Annotated in this window: 14 protein-coding genes; 1 reads left to right on the top strand and 13 read right to left on the bottom strand. The window is 69.0% G+C overall.

Annotated elements, in window-relative coordinates:
- On the top strand, positions 1 to 478 hold a 478-nt coding region (locus VFL64_RS21610), incomplete at its 5' end, for an ACT domain-containing protein (RefSeq protein ID WP_489542451.1).
- Positions 479 to 558: 80 nt separating this feature from the next.
- On the opposite strand, the gene greB is transcribed toward VFL64_RS21610, so the two are convergent.
- The 13 genes from greB to VFL64_RS21545 all read right to left on the bottom strand — a co-directional run bounded on the left by greB (position 559) and on the right by VFL64_RS21545 (position 16,477).
- The gene (gene greB, locus VFL64_RS21605; protein WP_489542450.1) at positions 559 to 1,113 is read right to left on the bottom strand and encodes a transcription elongation factor GreB; all 555 of its coding nucleotides are present in this window, start codon (positions 1,111 to 1,113) and stop codon (positions 559 to 561) included.
- The gene (locus VFL64_RS21600; RefSeq protein WP_489542449.1) at positions 1,110 to 2,414 is read right to left on the bottom strand and encodes an NTP/NDP exchange transporter; all 1,305 of its coding nucleotides are present in this window, start codon (positions 2,412 to 2,414) and stop codon (positions 1,110 to 1,112) included. Before VFL64_RS21600 ends, greB begins: the two co-directional genes overlap by 4 nt.
- Entirely contained in the window at positions 2,411 to 3,550 is a 1,140-nt protein-coding gene (locus VFL64_RS21595) for an ABC transporter permease (RefSeq protein ID WP_489542448.1), read from the bottom strand. Before VFL64_RS21595 ends, VFL64_RS21600 begins: the two co-directional genes overlap by 4 nt.
- Entirely contained in the window at positions 3,547 to 4,713 is a 1,167-nt protein-coding gene (locus tag VFL64_RS21590) for an ABC transporter permease (protein ID WP_489542447.1), read from the bottom strand. The genes VFL64_RS21595 and VFL64_RS21590 overlap by 4 nt, the downstream gene beginning before the upstream one ends.
- Positions 4,710 to 5,783 carry an HlyD family secretion protein gene (locus VFL64_RS21585; protein WP_489542446.1) on the bottom strand — a complete coding sequence of 358 codons (1,074 nt, stop codon included), beginning with the start codon at positions 5,781 to 5,783 and terminating at the stop codon, positions 4,710 to 4,712. The genes VFL64_RS21590 and VFL64_RS21585 overlap by 4 nt, the downstream gene beginning before the upstream one ends.
- Positions 5,780 to 7,225 (bottom strand): TolC family protein, encoded by a 1,446-nt coding sequence (locus VFL64_RS21580; RefSeq protein ID WP_489542445.1) that lies wholly within the window; start codon positions 7,223 to 7,225, stop codon positions 5,780 to 5,782. Before VFL64_RS21580 ends, VFL64_RS21585 begins: the two co-directional genes overlap by 4 nt.
- 114 nt (positions 7,226 to 7,339) lie before the next feature.
- Positions 7,340 to 8,326: a peptide ABC transporter ATP-binding protein gene (locus tag VFL64_RS21575; protein ID WP_489542444.1), complete on the bottom strand. Its 987-nt coding sequence runs from the start codon at positions 8,324 to 8,326 to the stop codon at positions 7,340 to 7,342.
- Positions 8,323 to 9,285 (bottom strand): ABC transporter ATP-binding protein, encoded by a 963-nt coding sequence (locus VFL64_RS21570; RefSeq protein ID WP_489542443.1) that lies wholly within the window; start codon positions 9,283 to 9,285, stop codon positions 8,323 to 8,325. The genes VFL64_RS21575 and VFL64_RS21570 overlap by 4 nt, the downstream gene beginning before the upstream one ends.
- Positions 9,282 to 10,181, bottom strand: coding sequence for an ABC transporter permease subunit (locus VFL64_RS21565; protein ID WP_489542442.1), 900 nt, complete (start codon positions 10,179 to 10,181; stop codon positions 9,282 to 9,284). The genes VFL64_RS21570 and VFL64_RS21565 overlap by 4 nt, the downstream gene beginning before the upstream one ends.
- 30 nt (positions 10,182 to 10,211) lie before the next feature.
- The gene (locus VFL64_RS21560; RefSeq protein WP_489542441.1) at positions 10,212 to 11,240 is read right to left on the bottom strand and encodes an ABC transporter permease subunit; all 1,029 of its coding nucleotides are present in this window, start codon (positions 11,238 to 11,240) and stop codon (positions 10,212 to 10,214) included.
- Positions 11,240 to 12,829, bottom strand: coding sequence for an ABC transporter substrate-binding protein (locus VFL64_RS21555; protein WP_489542440.1), 1,590 nt, complete (start codon positions 12,827 to 12,829; stop codon positions 11,240 to 11,242). Before VFL64_RS21555 ends, VFL64_RS21560 begins: the two co-directional genes overlap by 1 nt.
- The gene (locus VFL64_RS21550; RefSeq protein ID WP_489542439.1) at positions 12,826 to 14,409 is read right to left on the bottom strand and encodes an ABC transporter substrate-binding protein; all 1,584 of its coding nucleotides are present in this window, start codon (positions 14,407 to 14,409) and stop codon (positions 12,826 to 12,828) included. The genes VFL64_RS21555 and VFL64_RS21550 overlap by 4 nt, the downstream gene beginning before the upstream one ends.
- Positions 14,410 to 14,470: 61 nt before the next feature.
- A complete protein-coding gene (locus tag VFL64_RS21545; RefSeq protein ID WP_489542438.1) occupies positions 14,471 to 16,477 on the bottom strand; it encodes a M13 family metallopeptidase in 2,007 nt (668 codons plus the stop codon).

Raw genomic sequence — 16,477 nt, 5'->3', positions numbered from 1 at the left:
CGCCGAAGACGACGCCACGCCCACCCAGGGCCTGGTGGTGATCGACGGCACCGAAGGCGCCTCGGTGCAGATGGCCAGCTGTTGCCGCCCCATCCCCGGCGACGACATCGTGGGCTACCTCGGCCGCGGCGAGGGCCTGCTGGTGCACACCGCCGAGTGCGGTGTCGGCAAGCGCCTGTTCGAACGCGACAGCGAACGCTGGATCAGCGTCGAGTGGGCCGAGGAACCGACTCGCCCCTTCGAGACCGGCATCACCCTGCTGCTGCGCAACGGCAAGGGCGTGCTGGCGCAGGTGGCTTCGGCCGTGAGCGCGGCCGAGGCCGATATCACCCACATCGACATGGACGACGAGCCCGCGGCCGAAACCACTGAGCTGCGGCTGCTGGTGAGTGTGCGTGACCGGCTGCACCTGGCCGATGTGATGCGCACGCTGCGCCGAGCACCAGCGGTGCTGAAAGTCCTTCGCGTCAAGCCTTAGGCCCCCCAGTCGCTTCGCTCCTGCCCCCAAGGGGCGCCGCCTGGCGGCCCGGCAAAGCCGGTTCCGCGGGCGTTGCTTGATCAGGCCGCTGGGTAACGCACCTCGATCACTTCCAGCTTTTCCAAGCCCCCGGGCGTCATCAGCGACACCTCGTCGCCCACGCGCGACTTCAGCAAGGCCCGCGCGATCGGCGAGACCCAGCTCACTTCACCCTGCAGGTTGTCGGTCTCGTCGATGCCCTTGATGGTGATGGTGCGTTCTTCGCCCTGCGCGTTCTCGTAAGTCACCGTCGCACCGAAGAACACCTGGTCGCTGCCATGGTGCACCGACGGGTCGGCCACCTCGGCGATGTCGAGCCGCTTGGTCAGGAAGCGGATGCGCCGGTCGATCTCGCGCAGGCGCTTCTTGCCGTAGAGGTAGTCGCCGTTCTCGGAGCGGTCGCCGTTCTTGGCGGCCCACGACACCACCTCGACGATCTTCGGACGCTCGACATCGAGCAGACCCATCAGCTCCTCACGCAGTCGCTTGTAGCCTGCGGGCGTGACGTAGTTCTTGCCACCCGCGGGCAATGCCGGCAACGCGAGGTCGTCATCGTCGTCGTCGCCGCTGGGTTCCTTGGTGAAGGCCTTGCTCATGCCGCGATTGTCGGCGCTGTCGTCACAGCAGCAGAAGCCTCCTTCGCCTGCAGGGTCTCGGCCTTACGCCCAAGCGACCAGGCGACCGCCACCCAGCCCACGGCGATAGGCACCGACAACCAGGAGATCTGCACGCCGGACAGGCCCAGCCCGCGCAGGCCCGCGAAGATCCAGCCCGACGCGGTGTCGCCGGTGCGGTGCACCAGGGTGTCGATCACGTTCTTGGCCTTGTACTTCTGTTCGGGCGGCAGCACGTTGAAGAGCGTCTCGCGCGCCGGTTTGCTGAGCGCGTACTCGCCGGCGCGGCGCAGCACGCCGAAGACCACGATCACACCCACCACCGGGAACAGGGCCAGCGCCGTGAAGCCCACCACCGACACCAGCGGCAGCAGCACCAGCGTCACCCTTGTGCCCAGGCGCGTGATCAGGCCTTTGAAGGCCAGCACCTGCAGCAGCAGGGCCAGCACGTTGACCACCAGGTCGATCTGCGCCAGCAGCTGCGTGCGCTCGGCCGGGTCGGTGTAGGTCTGGGGCAGCAGCTCCACGCTCTGGAAGTAGAGAAAGGTCGACAGCAGCGCATAGCTGAAGAGGAACAGGCAGATGCCCAGCAGGTAGCGCGAGTGCAGCACGTCGGCGAGTCCGCTCCACACGCTGCCCTTGAGGCCAGCGTGTTCTCCGTCATCGGCTCCCGGCGCGCGCTTGCGCGCCAGGCCACGCAGGCGAAAGATCGCGACGATGGCTACACCCAGCAGCGCCGCCGACACCAGCACCAGCACCTTCGGGCCCAGCACCTTCACCAGACCCGCCGTGATCAGCGGCCCGGTCAGCGCGCCCAGCGTGCCGCCGGCCGAGATGAAGCCATAAAGCCGCTTGGCCTGCTCGGTGTCGAACAGGTCGGCCATGAAGCTCCAGAACACCGAGATGATGAAGAGGTTGTAGACCGCCACCCACACAAAGAAGACGCGCGCGACCACCGGGCTCTGCGTGCCGCCACCCTCGAACACCAGGAAGAAGCCCACCAGGTTGAGCACGAAGAAGCCGTACAGCCATGGCAGCAGCTGGCGCCGCGCGAAACGCCGGTTGAGCCAGCCGAAGGCCGGCACCAGCAGCAGCATCACGACGAAGACCGCGGTGAAGAGTTCCTGCAAGGCGCGTGCGCCGAGCTGCAGGCCCATCTCGTCGCGGATGGGGCGCAGCACGTAGTAGCCGGCCAGCAGCGCGAAGAAGTAGACGAAGGACCACAGCACCGAAGCCAGTTCTTCGGGCGTGGCGCGGGTGTTCTTCAGCAGCAGTTTTTTCATCGGGCCGCATGATCACACACGGCCTGCGCCGCAGCCGGTTGGCCGCGCCAGCGCCACCAGGCCAAGGCGCCGTAGACGCACAGCAGCAGCGCAAGGTTGAGCAGCTCGGGGCCCAGCTCCGACAGGTGGGCCTGCATCTGGTTGGCCTTGACCAGGGCCTGGATGCCGGGCGTCGAGGGCAGCAGGTGGGCCAGCGCCACCAGCGGTGCAGGCATGGCCGCAAAAGGCCAGGGCAGCCCGCTCAGGAAGAAGACCACCGCCGACAGCGCCGCCAGCACCTGGGCCGACCGCTCCCCGCGGTCGAAGTAGCTGCCAAGGAAGAGCGCAAAGGCCACCGTGGCGGCAACGAACAGCGCGGTGGACACAAGCACCGCCGCCAGCTCCCCGCCGCGCGGGTAGTCCTGGTACCAGAACACGAAACCGAAGTAGAACAAGGCGGTGAAGACGCCGATCAGCCCGAAGGCCGCGGCACTGCCCAGCAACTCGGTTGCCGAGCCGAAGCGTTGGCCACGGCGCGATCGTTCGGCCATCAGCAGCACGATGCCCATCAGCAGCGTCTGATGCACGATCACCACCGCCACCCCCGGCACCACGTAGCTGCCATAGCCTTCGCGGGTGTTGAACAGCGGGTGCACCACGGTCTCGACCGGCTTGAGCACCCGCACGCCCGCCGCACGCGCGGGCGCCTCCAGCGCCTGCGCCACGGCGGCGGCCAGCACCGACTGCAGCGCCTCGCCGATCGCACTGGCACGCACGATGTAGGCGCCGTTGAGGTAGAAGGCCAGCGCATCGGGCCGCGTGCCGGAGAGCAGCCCGCGTTCGAAGTCGCGGGGGATCAGCACGAAGGCATCGATGTCGCGCCGCTGCAGCGCGGCGTGAGCGGCCTCGATGTCGGGCACCTGCTGCACCACGTGCAGCTGCGGGGCGGCCATGAGGCGCTCGGTCAGCTTGCGGCTGAGCGCACTCTGGTCGAGATCGACCACCGCCACGGGCAGCTGCCGTGCCACCTGGTGCTGGTAGGCGGCCGGGTAGTAGAAGCCGTAGAGCAGCCCGGCGAGCACCAGGATCATCAGGGCCGGCCGCGTGGTGGCCACGCTCGTGAGCGTCTGCCGCAGGCCATGCCAGAAGCCGCTCATGCCACCTGCTCCGTGGGCGCTGGCCGCGCACCGTGCCCGGCCAGCGCCGCCGCCGCAGCAAACATCACCGCGCCCTCGGCCAGCATCAGCCCCACCCACGGCCATGAGGCGGCGGCGGGCGAGCCCATGAACATCTGCTCCATCTGCAGCTTCACGTAGGCCGAGAACGGCAGCGCGTGGCTCCACACCAGCGTGAAGGTCGAGGCGCCGACGAGAGGCAGCGTGGCGTCCGAGAAGGTCATCGCCGGGCCGCCGTACAAGGCCACCGCGGACAACGCGGTGTAGGTGTCGCGCAGCAGCAGCGCCACCAGCGCGGCGACCGCGGCATAGCAGGCGTACAGCGCGAACTGGCCCGCCACCAGCACGAGCAGGCTGCCGTGCACGCCCCAGCCACGCCAGCCGCACAGCCAGGCTGTGCCGGCGAGCTGCCAGCCGGTGAAGGCCAGCACATAGGGCGCCAGCTTGGCCGCCAGCGCCACCACCGGGCCGCCGGCCTCGGCCAGCCAGCGGCCGGGCTGGGCCAGTTCGCGGCCGACCGCCACCACCACCAGCGCGCTCATCAGCACATGCAGGATGCCGGGCTGCAGCAGCGCCTCCAGGAACCACTCGTAGCTCAGCTGCGGGTTGAACAGCACCGTGGCCTGGATGCGCGGCCGCTCGATGCGCACCGCCGGCAGGTTGCGCTCGCGCTGCAGCTGCGGCAGCAGCTGCGCGTTCAGCGCCTCCACCGCCCCGTCGATGCCCCGGCTGGCCAGCGCGCCGATCGAATAAAACGCCGAGTTGCGGTACACCAGCACCTCGCCCTTGCGCCCGGCCAGTACCTCGCGGTGCAGGTCGCGCGGCACGTAGACCACCGCCCACACCTGGGTGCGGCGCGCGAGCGACCAGGCCGCCTCCAGATCGGGCGGCTCGGCCACCACGTCGACCTGCGCCGCGGCTCGCAGGTTGCGCACCAGCTGACGGCTGGTGCTGGAATGATCAGCATCGACCACCGCGATGGGCAGCGCATGCGGGCTGCTGCTGAGGAACATGGCGCCCAGCACCACCAGCACCAGCAAGGGCGCCACCGTGACGAGCGCCAGATCCCACGGACTGCGCGCCAGCCAGCCCAGCTCGCGCCGCCAACCCGCCGCGAAGCCCACCCCGAAGCCCGCTGGCTTCATTGCGGCCAGTCGAACAGCACGCTCATGCCCGGGCGCAGGCCCGGCACCGGCGTGGCCGGCACGAGGCGCACCTCGAAGCTGCGCACGTCGTAGCCGGTCGACTGACGCGTGGCGCGCCAGGTGGCGAACTCGCCCTGCACGCCCACGCTGTGCACGCGGAAGCGCACCGCCTGGTGGTCGAGCGCCGGCAGGCGGCCCGTCAGTTCGCGCCCGGCGGCAAGCCCGTGCATCTGGTTCTCGCGCACGTTGACCACCACCGACGGCTTGTCCACCTCCACCAGCGTGAGCACCGGAAAGCCCAGCGGCACCAGCTCGCCCGCGCGCACCAGGCGGTGCGAGATCTCGCCGCTGACCGGCGCGGCCAGGTGGGTCTCGCCCTGCAGCGACTGGACCTCCTTCACGCCGGCCTCGGCCACCTTCACCTGGGCCTGGGCGACGTCCTTGTCCTGCTGAGGCACGCCGCGCACGGCACGGCGCACCTGCTGGTGCGCGGCCTCGGCGTGGCCGCGGGCGGCATCACGGGCGGCCAGTGCCTCGTCCAGGCGCTGCGCCGGGACCACTCCTTCCTGGTAGAGGTTGCGCACCCGCACGTAGGTCTTCTCGGTGAGCACCAGCGCGGCGTCGGCGCTCTCGGCGGCGGCACGCAGGGTCTCGATGTTCTCGGGCAAGGCGCCGGCCACCACGCGTGCCTGCGCGGCCTGCGCACCAGCGAGCACCGCATCGGCCTGGTCGCGCCGCGCAGACAGTTCGGGGCTGCTCAGCACGATCAGCGGCTGGCCGGCCTGGACCCGGTCGCCCTCGGCCACCAGCAGCCGCTCCACGCGCGACAGGGGCAGCTTGGTGGCGATGGTGTACGACTCGGCATCGACCATGCCCTGCAGCTGGTCGGGCACGGGCTTGTAGGCCAGCCACAGGCCCACGCCGACGAAGGCCACAAGCGCGGCCCCCGCCGCAACACCGAGCCAGCGCCAGAGCGGGCTGCGTCGGTGCGGCGCAGGTTCGTCCGCGACGAGGCGCGCGGGCTCGTCGACCGGCACGTCGTCGCCTTCGGGCAGATCGGGTTCGCTCATGGCAGCGGCACCCTCTGGTCGGCCGCCGCCACATGGCGGCCGTAGTCAGCCATCTGCCCGCTGGCGGCCAGCAGCCGGGCCAGCGACACGTCGTACTCGAACGCGGCGGCCGCACGCTGCGTCTGCGCCACGCTGAGCGCGACCTGCGCGTCGATCAGCGCCGCCGCGGTGGCCTCGCCCTCGCGGAAACCGAGGGTCTGCACCCGCACGTTTTCTTCAGCCGCCTCGATGTTGCTCGACAGCAGCAGGAACTGCCGGCGTGCGGTCTCCACGCCCTGGTAGCTGCGCACGATCAGGGTCTCGACATCGTTGCGGGCCTGGTCGACCGAGGTCTGCGCCTGCTGCTGCCGCGCCCGTGCGGCCGATTCGCTCTGCTTGCGGTCGACGTTGGAGAAGATCGGGTAGTGCAGGCCCACGCCGACGATCCAGTCGGGGTCGGGCAGCACCGCGTTGCGCGCATTGAAGTTGTAGGAGCCGAAGCCATACAGCCGCGGCAGCGAGGCCGCTTCGGCCGCCTTCACACCGCTGTCGGCCACTTCGCGCAGCGCGATCAGGCGCGCGACCGTGGGCGAGCGCATGCGCCCGGTGTCCACGAAGCCCTGCAGAGGCGGCAGCGGTGCAGACGCGGCGAACAAGGGCGTGAGCGGCTGCACGACACGTCCTTCGTTGAGGGTGCGCGTGAGCACCGCCAAGGCGGTCTCGTGGTCGTTCTGCGCCCGCAAGGCCTGGCGCTCAGCGGCATCGCGTGCCACCTGCATCTGCAGCCGCTGCGCCTTGCTCAGCAGGCCCTGCGCCTCCATCTTCAGCGCGTTGTCGAGGTGGGTCTGGAAGCGTGCGAGGTTCTGCCGGCTCGTCTCGAGCGTGTGGGCGGTGACCTGCTGCCCGAAGTAGGCCACCACGAGCTGCAGCGTCAGCGTGTCGGAGGTGGCCACGAGCTCGGCCTCGGCCTGGCGCGCGCCGGCTTCGGCCGCGCTCTGCGTGGCGTCGCTCAAGCCCCCGGTGTAGAGCGGCCACAGCACGGTGAGGGTGGGCCGCCAGATGTTTTCGGTGACCTTGGCGGTGAACGACTCCGGCACGATGCTGTTGACCGCGCTGGGCGGCAGGGGCGGCAGCGGCACGGGCAAGGAACCGAGAAACCCGTTGACCGCGTTCAGCACCGAGGTGCGCACCGATTCGAGCCCGATGTCGATCGTCTTCTGGTAGCGGAAGTACTGCGCGTCGATGGAGACGATGGGCAGGTTCAGGCCGCTCACTGCGGCGGCCGAGCTGCGCGAGGCGTCGGCGCCGGAGCGGGCTGCGCTGAGCGCGCTCGAGGTGGCGGTCACGCGCTCCTGGGCCGACTCGAAGCTGTAGGCCGGCGACGCGGGCAACGCCGTGCCCTGGGCCCAGGTGCCAGCAGGCGCAGTGAAGAAGAGGAGGCACCCCAGGTGCCACGCCCTCAATCGAATGTCTGTGGCGAACAAGGTCGGTGGCCCGGGCGGCCGCAGCCGCAGGTGGTGGTGAGTGGGTGACCGAAGGCTACCAACTGCGCCCCGCGCTTGCAACCGCGCTCGGGCTCAGGCGGTGGGGGCTTGCGCGATCTCTTCGGCGTAGTGGCAGGCCACCTCGCGGCCGTCGACCACGCGCAGCTGCGGCACCTCTTCGCTGCAGCGCGGCTGGGCGTAGGGGCAGCGCTTGTGGAAGCTGCAGCCGCTGGGCGGGTTGAGCGGCGACGGCAGCTCGCCCACGATGCGGATCTTGTGGGCACGGCGCGCCGGGTCGATGCTGGGCGTGGCCGAGAGCAAGGCGCGCGTGTACGGGTGCAGCGGCTGGGCGAAGAGCTTCGCCTTGGGCGCGAACTCGACCACGCGGCCGAGGTACATCACCATCACGCGCTGCGCGATGTGCTCCACCACGCTGAGGTTGTGCGAGATGAACACGTAGGCGATCTGCGTGCGCTCCTGGATGTCCATGAACAGGTTCAGGATCTGCGCCTGGATGGACACGTCGAGCGCCGAGGTCGGCTCGTCGGCCACCAGCAAACCGGGCTGCAGCATCATGGCCCGCGCAATGGCGATGCGCTGGCGCTGGCCGCCCGAGAACATGTGCGGGTAGCGCTGCGCATGCTCGGGCCGCAGGCCCACCTGCGCCAGTGCCGCGGCGATGCGCTCGCGCCGCTCGGCGGCGGTGAGCTGCGTGTTGAGCAGCAGCGGCTCGTCGAGCATCTGCGACACGCGCTTGCGCGGGTTGAGCGAGGCGTACGGATTCTGGAACACCATCTGCACCTGTCGGCGCAGCGCACGCGTCTGCGCGGGCGTGGCGGTGGCGGCGTCGGTGCCGGCCAGCACCAGGCTGCCGCTGGTGGGCTTCTCGATCAGCGTGAGCGCGCGGGCCAGCGTCGACTTGCCGCAGCCCGACTCGCCCACCACCGCCAGCGTCTGCCCGGCCGAGAGCGAGAAGCTCACGCCATTGAGCGCCTTCACCGTGGCGTGGGGTTTGAGGAAGCCGCGTGAGACGCGGTAGTGGCGCGCCAGGTCCTTGGCTTCAAGAAGTGGAGCGGTCATGGCGTGATGTGCAGGGGAAAGAGGCAACGCGCCAAGCCGCCATCGGGCATGGGCAGCAGATCAGGGTGCGTGGCGCGACATTCGTCGCGCACCTGGGGGCAACGCGGCGAGAGCAGGCAGGCCTTCGGGCGGTCGTGCAGACCCGGCACCACGCCGGCCAGCGTGGGCAGGCGCTTCGCGCCGCGGCTGTGCTCGGGGATGGAGGCGAGCAGCGCCTCGGTGTAGGGGTGGTGCGGCCGCTCGAAGAGCGCCGGCACGGCCTGCACCTCCACCACCTCGCTCGCGTACATCACGGCGATGCGCTTGGCGTGCTCGGCCAGCAGCGCCAGGTCGTGGGTGATGAGGATGAGCGCCATCTCCTGCTTGCGCTGCAGCGCCACCAGGAGGTCGAGCACCTGGGCCTGGATGGTCACGTCGAGCGCGGTGGTGGGCTCATCGGCGATCAGCAGCTTCGGCGAGCAGGCCAGCGCCATCGCGATCATCACGCGCTGGCTCATGCCGCCCGAGAGCTGGTGCGGGTAGGCCGCGAGGCGCGACTCGGGGTCGGGAATCTCCACCAGCTTGAGCAGCTCCAGCGCACGCTCCTTCAGGGCGCTCTTGCTGCCCGTCTGATGCACCTTGAGCGTCTCCATGATCTGGAAGCCCACGGTGTAGCTGGGGTTCAGGCTGCTCATCGGGTCTTGAAAGATCATGGCCATGTCGCGGCCGACGATCTCGCGGCGCTGGCGGGAGCTGAGCTTGAGCAGGTCGTGCCCGTCGAAGCGCAGCACGTCGGCCGTCACCTGGCCGGGGGCTTCGATCAGGCCCATCAGCGCCAGCATGCTCACGCTCTTGCCTGAACCGGATTCGCCGACCACGCCCAGCAGCTCGCCGCGGTCGAGCGTGATGTCGACGCCTTGCACGGCGGCGAAGGCACCGAACTGCACCGAGAGGTTGCGTATCTCCAGCAAGTGGCTCATGAGAGTCTCTTCATGCGCGGGTCCAGCGCGTCGCGCAGCCCGTCGCCCATCAGGTTGATGGCCAGCACGGTGACCAGGATGGCCAGGCCGGGGAAGGTGACGACCCAGTTGGCGCGTTCGATGTAGTCGCGCGCCGAGGCGAGCATGGTTCCCCACTCCGGCGTGGGTGGCTGTGCCCCCAGCCCCAGAAAGCCCAGCGCGGCAGCGGTGAGGATGGCGTCCGAGAAGCCCAGCGTCGCCGTCACGATCACCGGCGCCATGCAGTTGGGCAGCACAGTGTTGAACATCAGCCGCGCCGTGCCCGCACCGGCCAGGCGCGAGGCGACCACGTAGTCGCGCGTCAGCTCCGACATGGCCGAGGCCCGCACCAGCCGCACGTAGCTCGGCACCGCGACGATGGCGATCGCCAGCATGGTGTTGAGCAGGCCAGGGCCGAGCACGGCCACCACGGCAATGGCCAGCAGCAGGCTGGGCAGGGCCAGCATCACGTCCATCAGGCGCAGGATGGCGGTGCCCAGGCGCGGGAAGAAGGCCGCGGTGAGCCCCAGCGCCATGCCCGGCAGCATGGACAGCAGCACCGCCACGAAGCCGATGGCCAGCGACAGGCGCGCGCCGTAGAGCAGGCGCGAGAGCACGTCGCGGCCGATGTCGTCGGTGCCGAGGATGAACTTGCTGCTGCCGCCCTCGGCCCACATGGGCGGCGTGAGCAAGGCCTCGCGGTACTGCTCGATCGGATCGTGCGGTGCCAGCACACCGGCCAGCAGCGCGCAGAGGATCACGAAGACGAAGACGAACAGGCCGCCGACGGCGCCCTTGTTGTGCGAGAAGGTGCGCCAGAAGTCCCTGAAGGACGAGGGCGCGGCGGGGGTCGCTTCGGTGGCGAGGATGGCGCTCATGGGCGTGTTCTTGTTCTGGAAGAGGTCAGGTCACTTCGCATGCCGGATGCGCGGGTTCACCAGGCCGTACATCAGGTCGACCAGCAGGTTCACGCCGATCACCAGCGAGGCCACGATCAGGATGCCGCCCTGCACCACCGGGTAGTCGCGCCGGCTGATGGCATCGATCAGCCACTTGCCGACACCCGGCCAGGAGAAGATGGTTTCCGTGAGCACCGCGCCGCCCAGCAGCGTGCCCACCAGCAGGCCGATCACCGTGATCACCGGCACCAGGGCGTTGCGCAACGCATGCACGAACACCACCCGCGCCGGCGACAGGCCCTTGGCCTTGGCGGTGCGCACGTAGTCCTCGCGCAGCACCTCGAGCATCGACGAGCGCGTCATGCGCGCGATCACCGCCAGCGGCACCGTGCCCAGCACGATGGAAGGCAGCACCAGGTGCTTGATGGCCGAGGTGAACGCCCCGGCCTCGCCCGACAGCCAAGCGTCGATCAGCATGAAGCCGGTGCGCGGCGCGATGTCGTACTCCAGCGCCATGCGCCCCGACACCGGCAGCGCCCAGGCCGGTGCCCACTCGCGCATGTAGACGGAGCAGAACATGATGAGCAGCAGGCCCCACCAGAAGATCGGCATCGAGAAGCCGGTGAGCGACATGCCCATCACGCCGTGGTCGAGCACCGAGCCGCGCTTGATGGCCGCCACCACGCCAGCCAGCAGGCCCACCACCACCGCGAAGAACATCGCGCAGATCGACAGTTCCAGCGTGGCGGGGAACAGCTTCAGGAACTCGCTCCACACCGGCTCGTGGGTGACGAAGCTCTCGCCGAGGTCGAGCCGCACCGACTTCCACAGGTAGACCGCGTACTGCTCGTACAGCGGCCGGTCCAGGCCCAGGCGGTGCAGCACCTCGGCGTGGAAGGCCGGGTCGAGCCGGCGCTCGCCGGCCATCACCTGCACGGGGTCGCCGGGGATCAGGTGGATGAGCGAGAAGGCCAGCAGCGTGATGCCGAGGAAGGTGGGGATGACGAGCGCCAGGCGCTTGAGGACGAAGGCAAACATCAGGGGCTCACGGTCACGCTGCGGAAATCGCTGTTGCCAAACGGGCTGGGCACGAAGCCCTGGACGCGCTTGTTCAGCGCCGTCATCTGAACCGGGCTGACCAGCGGGATCACGGGCACCTCTTCATGCACCAGACGCTGGGCCTTGGCGTACAGCTCGGTGCGCTGCTTGGTGTCGGGCGCCTTGCGCGCCGCATCGATCAGTTCGTCAAAGGCCTTGTTGCACCACTGGCTCTTGTTGCCGCCACCCTCGACCGCGGCACAGGCCAGGTTGGGCGTGAGGAAGTTGTCGGGGTCGCCGTTGTCGCTCACCCAGGCCAGCAGGGCCAGGTCGTGCTCGCCCTTGCCGGTGCGCTTGTAGAGCTCGCCGATCTCCATCATCTGCACCCGCACCTTGACACCGATGCGTGCCCAGTCGGCCTGCATCAGCTCGGCAGCGCGCTTGTTGTCGGAGGCGCCGCCGAGGCGCGCGAACAGCACCAGCTCGCTGCCGTCGTAGCCGCTGGCCTTGACCAGCGCCTGGGCCTGCGCAGTGTCGCGCCGCTCGGGCAGCTGGGCGTCGTAGCCCCACATCGAGGGCGGCAGGAAGCTCGTCGCCGGCTTGGCCAGCCCACCGTACACCGAGGTGATCAAGGTCTTCTTGTCGAGCGCGAGCCACAGCGCCTGCCGGAAGCGCTTGTCGCTCAGATGCTTGCGTTTGGCGTTGAGCGCCAGGTAGTTGGTCTGCAGCGGCGTGCTGGGGACCATGGCCAGCTTGGGGTCGTTGTCGAAGGCATGGGCCTGCTCCGACTTCATGCCGATGCCGGCCAGGCACTCGCCGGCTTTGAGGCGCTGCACCCGCACGTTGGGGTCAAGCGTGATGGCAAAGATCATGTTGTCGACCTTGGGCGCACCGCCCCAATAGGCCGTGTTCGCCGCATAGCGGATCACCGCGTCCTTCTGGTAGCTCTTGAAGACGAACGGGCCGGTGCCCACGGGCTCGGTGTTGAGCCGCTCCAGCTGGCCGCTCTTCTGCAACTGCGCGGCGTACTCGGCCGACACCACGCTGCCGATGGCCTGGATCGCCAGGTCGGCCAGGAAGGGTGCCTCCGGCCGCGTGAGGGTGAAGCGCACCGTCATGTCGTCGACCTTGGCCACCGACTTGATCAGTGCGCGCATGCTCATGCCCTCGAAGTACACGAAGCCGTTCCGGGCGGCTGCGTGGGCGGGGTGGCCCTTGTCGTACATGCGGTTGATCGAGAACATGACGTCGTCGGCATTGAAGTCGCGCGTCGGCTTGAACCAGGGCGTGGTGTGGAACTTCACGCCGCGGCGCAGGTGCAGGGTGTAGACCAGCCCGTCGGCGCTGATGTCCCAGCGCTCGGCCAGGCCGGGAACCACGCGCGTGCTGCCGGGCGCGAACAGCACCAGCTGGTCGTACAGCGCGATGCCGGCCGCGTCGTTGGTGACGCTCAGCTCGTACTGCGCCATGTCGAAACCCTCAGGCGACGACTCGGTGCAGACGGTCAGCGTGCCGGCGGCGTGGGCACTGCCGACCAGGCAAGGCAACAGGCAAGCCCGCAGCCAGCGTGATGCCGAGGCCACCTTCACTTGACGCTCACTGCCCGGAAGTCGCTGTGCGTGAACGGATCCGGCACGAAGCCCTGCACGCGCTTGTTGAGGGCCACCATGTTCACCGGGTACACCGTGGGGATCACCGCCACCTCGTCGTACGCGAGCCTTTGCGCCTTGACGTAGATCTCGGCGCGCTTCTTCGGGTCGACCGTCTTGCGGCCGGCCTCGATCAGCTCCTCGAAGGCCTTGTTGCACCACTGGCTCTTGTTGCCGCCACCGGTGACGGCCGCGCACGTCAGGTTGGGCGTGAGGAAGTTGTCGGGGTCGCCGTTGTCGCCGGCCCAGCTGAGGAAGGTGATGTCGTGCTCACCCTTGCCGGTGCGCTTGAGCATCTCGCCCCACTCCATCATCTGCACACGGACCTTGATGCCCACGCGCGCCCAGTCGGACTGCATCAGCTCGGCCGCGCGCTTGCCGTCGATGGAGCCGCCGATGCGCGTGAAGAGCGCGAGCTCGGTGCCGTCATAGCCCACGGCCTTGACGAGCTGCTTGGCCTTTTCGGGGTCGAAGCGGTTGGCGAGCGTCTTGTCGTGGCTCCACATCGGCGGCGGCAGCATGCTCGCCGCGATGGTGGCGTTGCCGCCGTACACGGCCGAGAGGTAGGTCTTCTTGTCGAGCGCGAGCCACAGCGCCTCGCGGAAGCGCTTGTCGCTCAGGAACTTGTGCTTGACGTTGGGGGCGATGTAAGCCGTGAGCAGCGGGCTGTTGCGCACGATCTGCACGTTGGGATCGTTGTCGAAGGTGCTCACCGTCTCGGGCTTCATGTTCGTGCCCACCAGGCACTCGCCGGCCTTGAGCCGCTGCACGCGCACATTGGGGTCGAGCGTGATGGCGAAGATGAGGTTGTCGACCTTGGGCGCGCCGCCCCAGTAGGCGGTGTTCGCCGAGTAGCGAATGATCGCGTCCTTCTGGTAGCTCTTGAAGACGAAGGGCCCGGTGCCCACCGGCTGGGTGTTGATCTGCTCCAGCTTGCCGGCCTTTTGCAGCTGCTCGGCATACTCGGCCGAGAAGATGGAGCCGATGGCCTCCATGCCCATGTCGGCGAGAAAGGGTGCCTCGGGCCGCGTGAGGGTGATGCGCACGGTGCTGGCGTCGACTTTCTCCACCGCCTTGATCAGCTGCGACATGCCCATGCCCTCCCAGTACACGTAGCCGTTCTTGGCCACGCTGTAGGCGGGGTGCTTCTTGTCGTTCATGCGGTTGATGGACCACAGCACGTCGTCGGCGTTGAAGTCGCGCGTGGGCTTGAACCACGGCGTGGTGTGGAACTTCACGCCCTTGCGCAGGTGGAAGGTGTAAACCAGGCCGTCGGCGCTCACGTCCCAGCGCTCGGCCAGGCCGGGGCGGATCTCGGTGGTGCCGGGCTTGAAGCCGAGCAGCTGGTCGTAGATCGTGCGGCCGGCTGCGTCGTTGGTCACGCTGGACTCGTACTGCGCGATGTCGAAGCCGTCGGGCGAGGCCTCGGTGCAGACCGTGAGCGTGCCCGCCGCATGCGCGGCGCTGCCCAGGCACAAGGCCAGGCTGGCCGCCAACGACGAAAGGATGTGCTTGTTCATCATGAGACGAGTACCGGCTTTGAAAGAAAGTTCACTGTAGCGCCAGGCCGCCCGGCCAGGTTCACCAGATCCGGATGCGCTGGTTCTGCGGCTTGTACATGCGGTCACCGGGCTTGGTGCCGAAGGTGGCGTGGAACACGTCCATGTTGACCACCGTGCCGTTGGCGCGGAAGAGCGGCGGCGCATGCTCGTCGCTCACCAGCAGCTCCAGCGTGCGGGCATCGCGCATCTTCTCGCGCCACGAAACGGCCCAGGCCAGGAAGAAGCGCTGGTCGCCCGTCATCCCGTCGATCACCGGCGGCTCCTTGCCCTTGAGCGACAGGCGCCAGGCCTTGTAAGCGATCTCCAGGCCCGACAGGTCAGCGATGTTCTCGCCCAGCGTGAGGCGGCCATTGACCTTGTGGCCGGGCACGGGCTCGTAGGCGTCGAACTGCTTTGCCAGGCGGTTGCCCAGCTTGTCGAAGGCCTTGCGGTCGGCTTTCGTCCACCAGTTCTGCAGCTTGCCGGTGCCGTCGTACTGGCTGCCCTGGTCGTCGAAGCCGTGGCTGATCTCGTGGCCGATGGTGGAGCCCGTGGCACCGTAGTTGGCGGCGTCGTCGGCGTCCATGTCGAACAGCGGCGCATCGAGGATGGCGGCCGGGAACACGATCTCGTTCATCGTGGGGTTGTAGTAGGCATTCACCGTCTGCGGCGTCATGCCCCACTCGGTGCGGTCGACCGGCCCGCCCAGCTGCACCGCGGTGCGCTCGTGCTCGAAGCGGCGCGCGCGCGCGAGGTTACCGAGTGCGTCGCCGTCGAGCACTTCGAGCCGGGTGTAGTCGCGCCACTTGTCGGGGTAGCCGATCTTCACCATGTAGGCCGCGAGTTTCTTGCGCGCGTGCTGCTTGGTGGTGGGCGTCATCCAGCTCAGCGTGTCGATCGACTGGCCGTAGGCCGCGAAGAGGTTGCCCACCAGCTCCTGCATGCGGGCCTTGGCCTGCGGCGGGAAGTGGCGCGCCACGTAGACCTGGCCCACCGCCTCGCCCAGCGCGGTGTCGATGGCCGCCGTGCCCTGCTGCCAGCGTGGGCGCGGCTCTTCCTGGCCGCGCAAGGCCTTGCCGCGCAGCGCGAACTCGGCGTCGCGCCAGGGCTGCGGCAGCACGCTGGCCATGGCGTCGTAGAGGCGCACGCGCTGGTAGAGCTGCCAGGTGCCCATGGGCGTCTTGCGCACCAGCTGGCCCAGGGCCTTGGCGTAGCTCGGCTCCTGCATCGACAGCCGGTCAATCTTTGGCATGGCCGCGGCCTGGAAGAAGGCCGCCCAGTCCAGGCCCGGGGCGCGCTTCGTGAGCACCGGCACCGTCATGGGGTTGTAGGTCTTGAGGGCGTCCTGGCTGTCGACCTTGGTCCAGTGCGCCTGGGCGAGCTGCGTCTCCAGCGCGAACACGGTCTGCGCGTGCTTGGCTGCGTCGGCATCGCCGCCCAGGCGCAGCAGCGTCTCCAGGTACGTGAGGTAAGCCGCGCGCGCCTTGACGAAGTTCTCGGCCTTGTTCAGGTAGAACTCGCGGTCGGGCAGGCCCAGGCCCGACTGGTACACCGCCACGCGGTTGATGGCGGGCTCCTTCGGGTCGCCGCCCACGTAGGTGGCGACGGGTGCATCGACGATGCCAGCCCAGCGCCCCCAGAGCGTGGCCAGGTCGGCCGGGGTGACCAGCGCGTCGATCTGCGCGAGCCACGGGGCCAACGGCGCCACGCCAGCGGCGTCGATGGCGGCCACGTCGACGAAGCCGCGGTAGTACGAGCCCACCTTCTGCTCGATGCTGCCCGGCTTGGCGCGCGAGTCGGCCAGCTCTTCGCAGATGAGGCGCACCCGCGCATCGGCCCGGTCAGCGAGGATCTGGAACAGGCCGTAGGCCGACTTGTCGGCAGGGATGGGCGTGTCCTTGATCCAGCGGCCGTTGGCGGCCATGAAGAGGTCGTCCTGCGGACGCACGCTCGGGTCCAGGCCGGCGCTGTCGATGCCGCTGCCGGGCGCAGCCATCGCAACCGCAGCGCAGGTGGCGAGCGCGGCCAGGGCGAGACGTTTGAGCAA

The organism is Rhizobacter sp. (assembly GCF_035702065.1).
Lineage (GTDB): Bacteria > Pseudomonadota > Gammaproteobacteria > Burkholderiales > Burkholderiaceae_C > Rhizobacter.
This window is presented reverse-complemented; position numbering and strand designations above follow the sequence as displayed.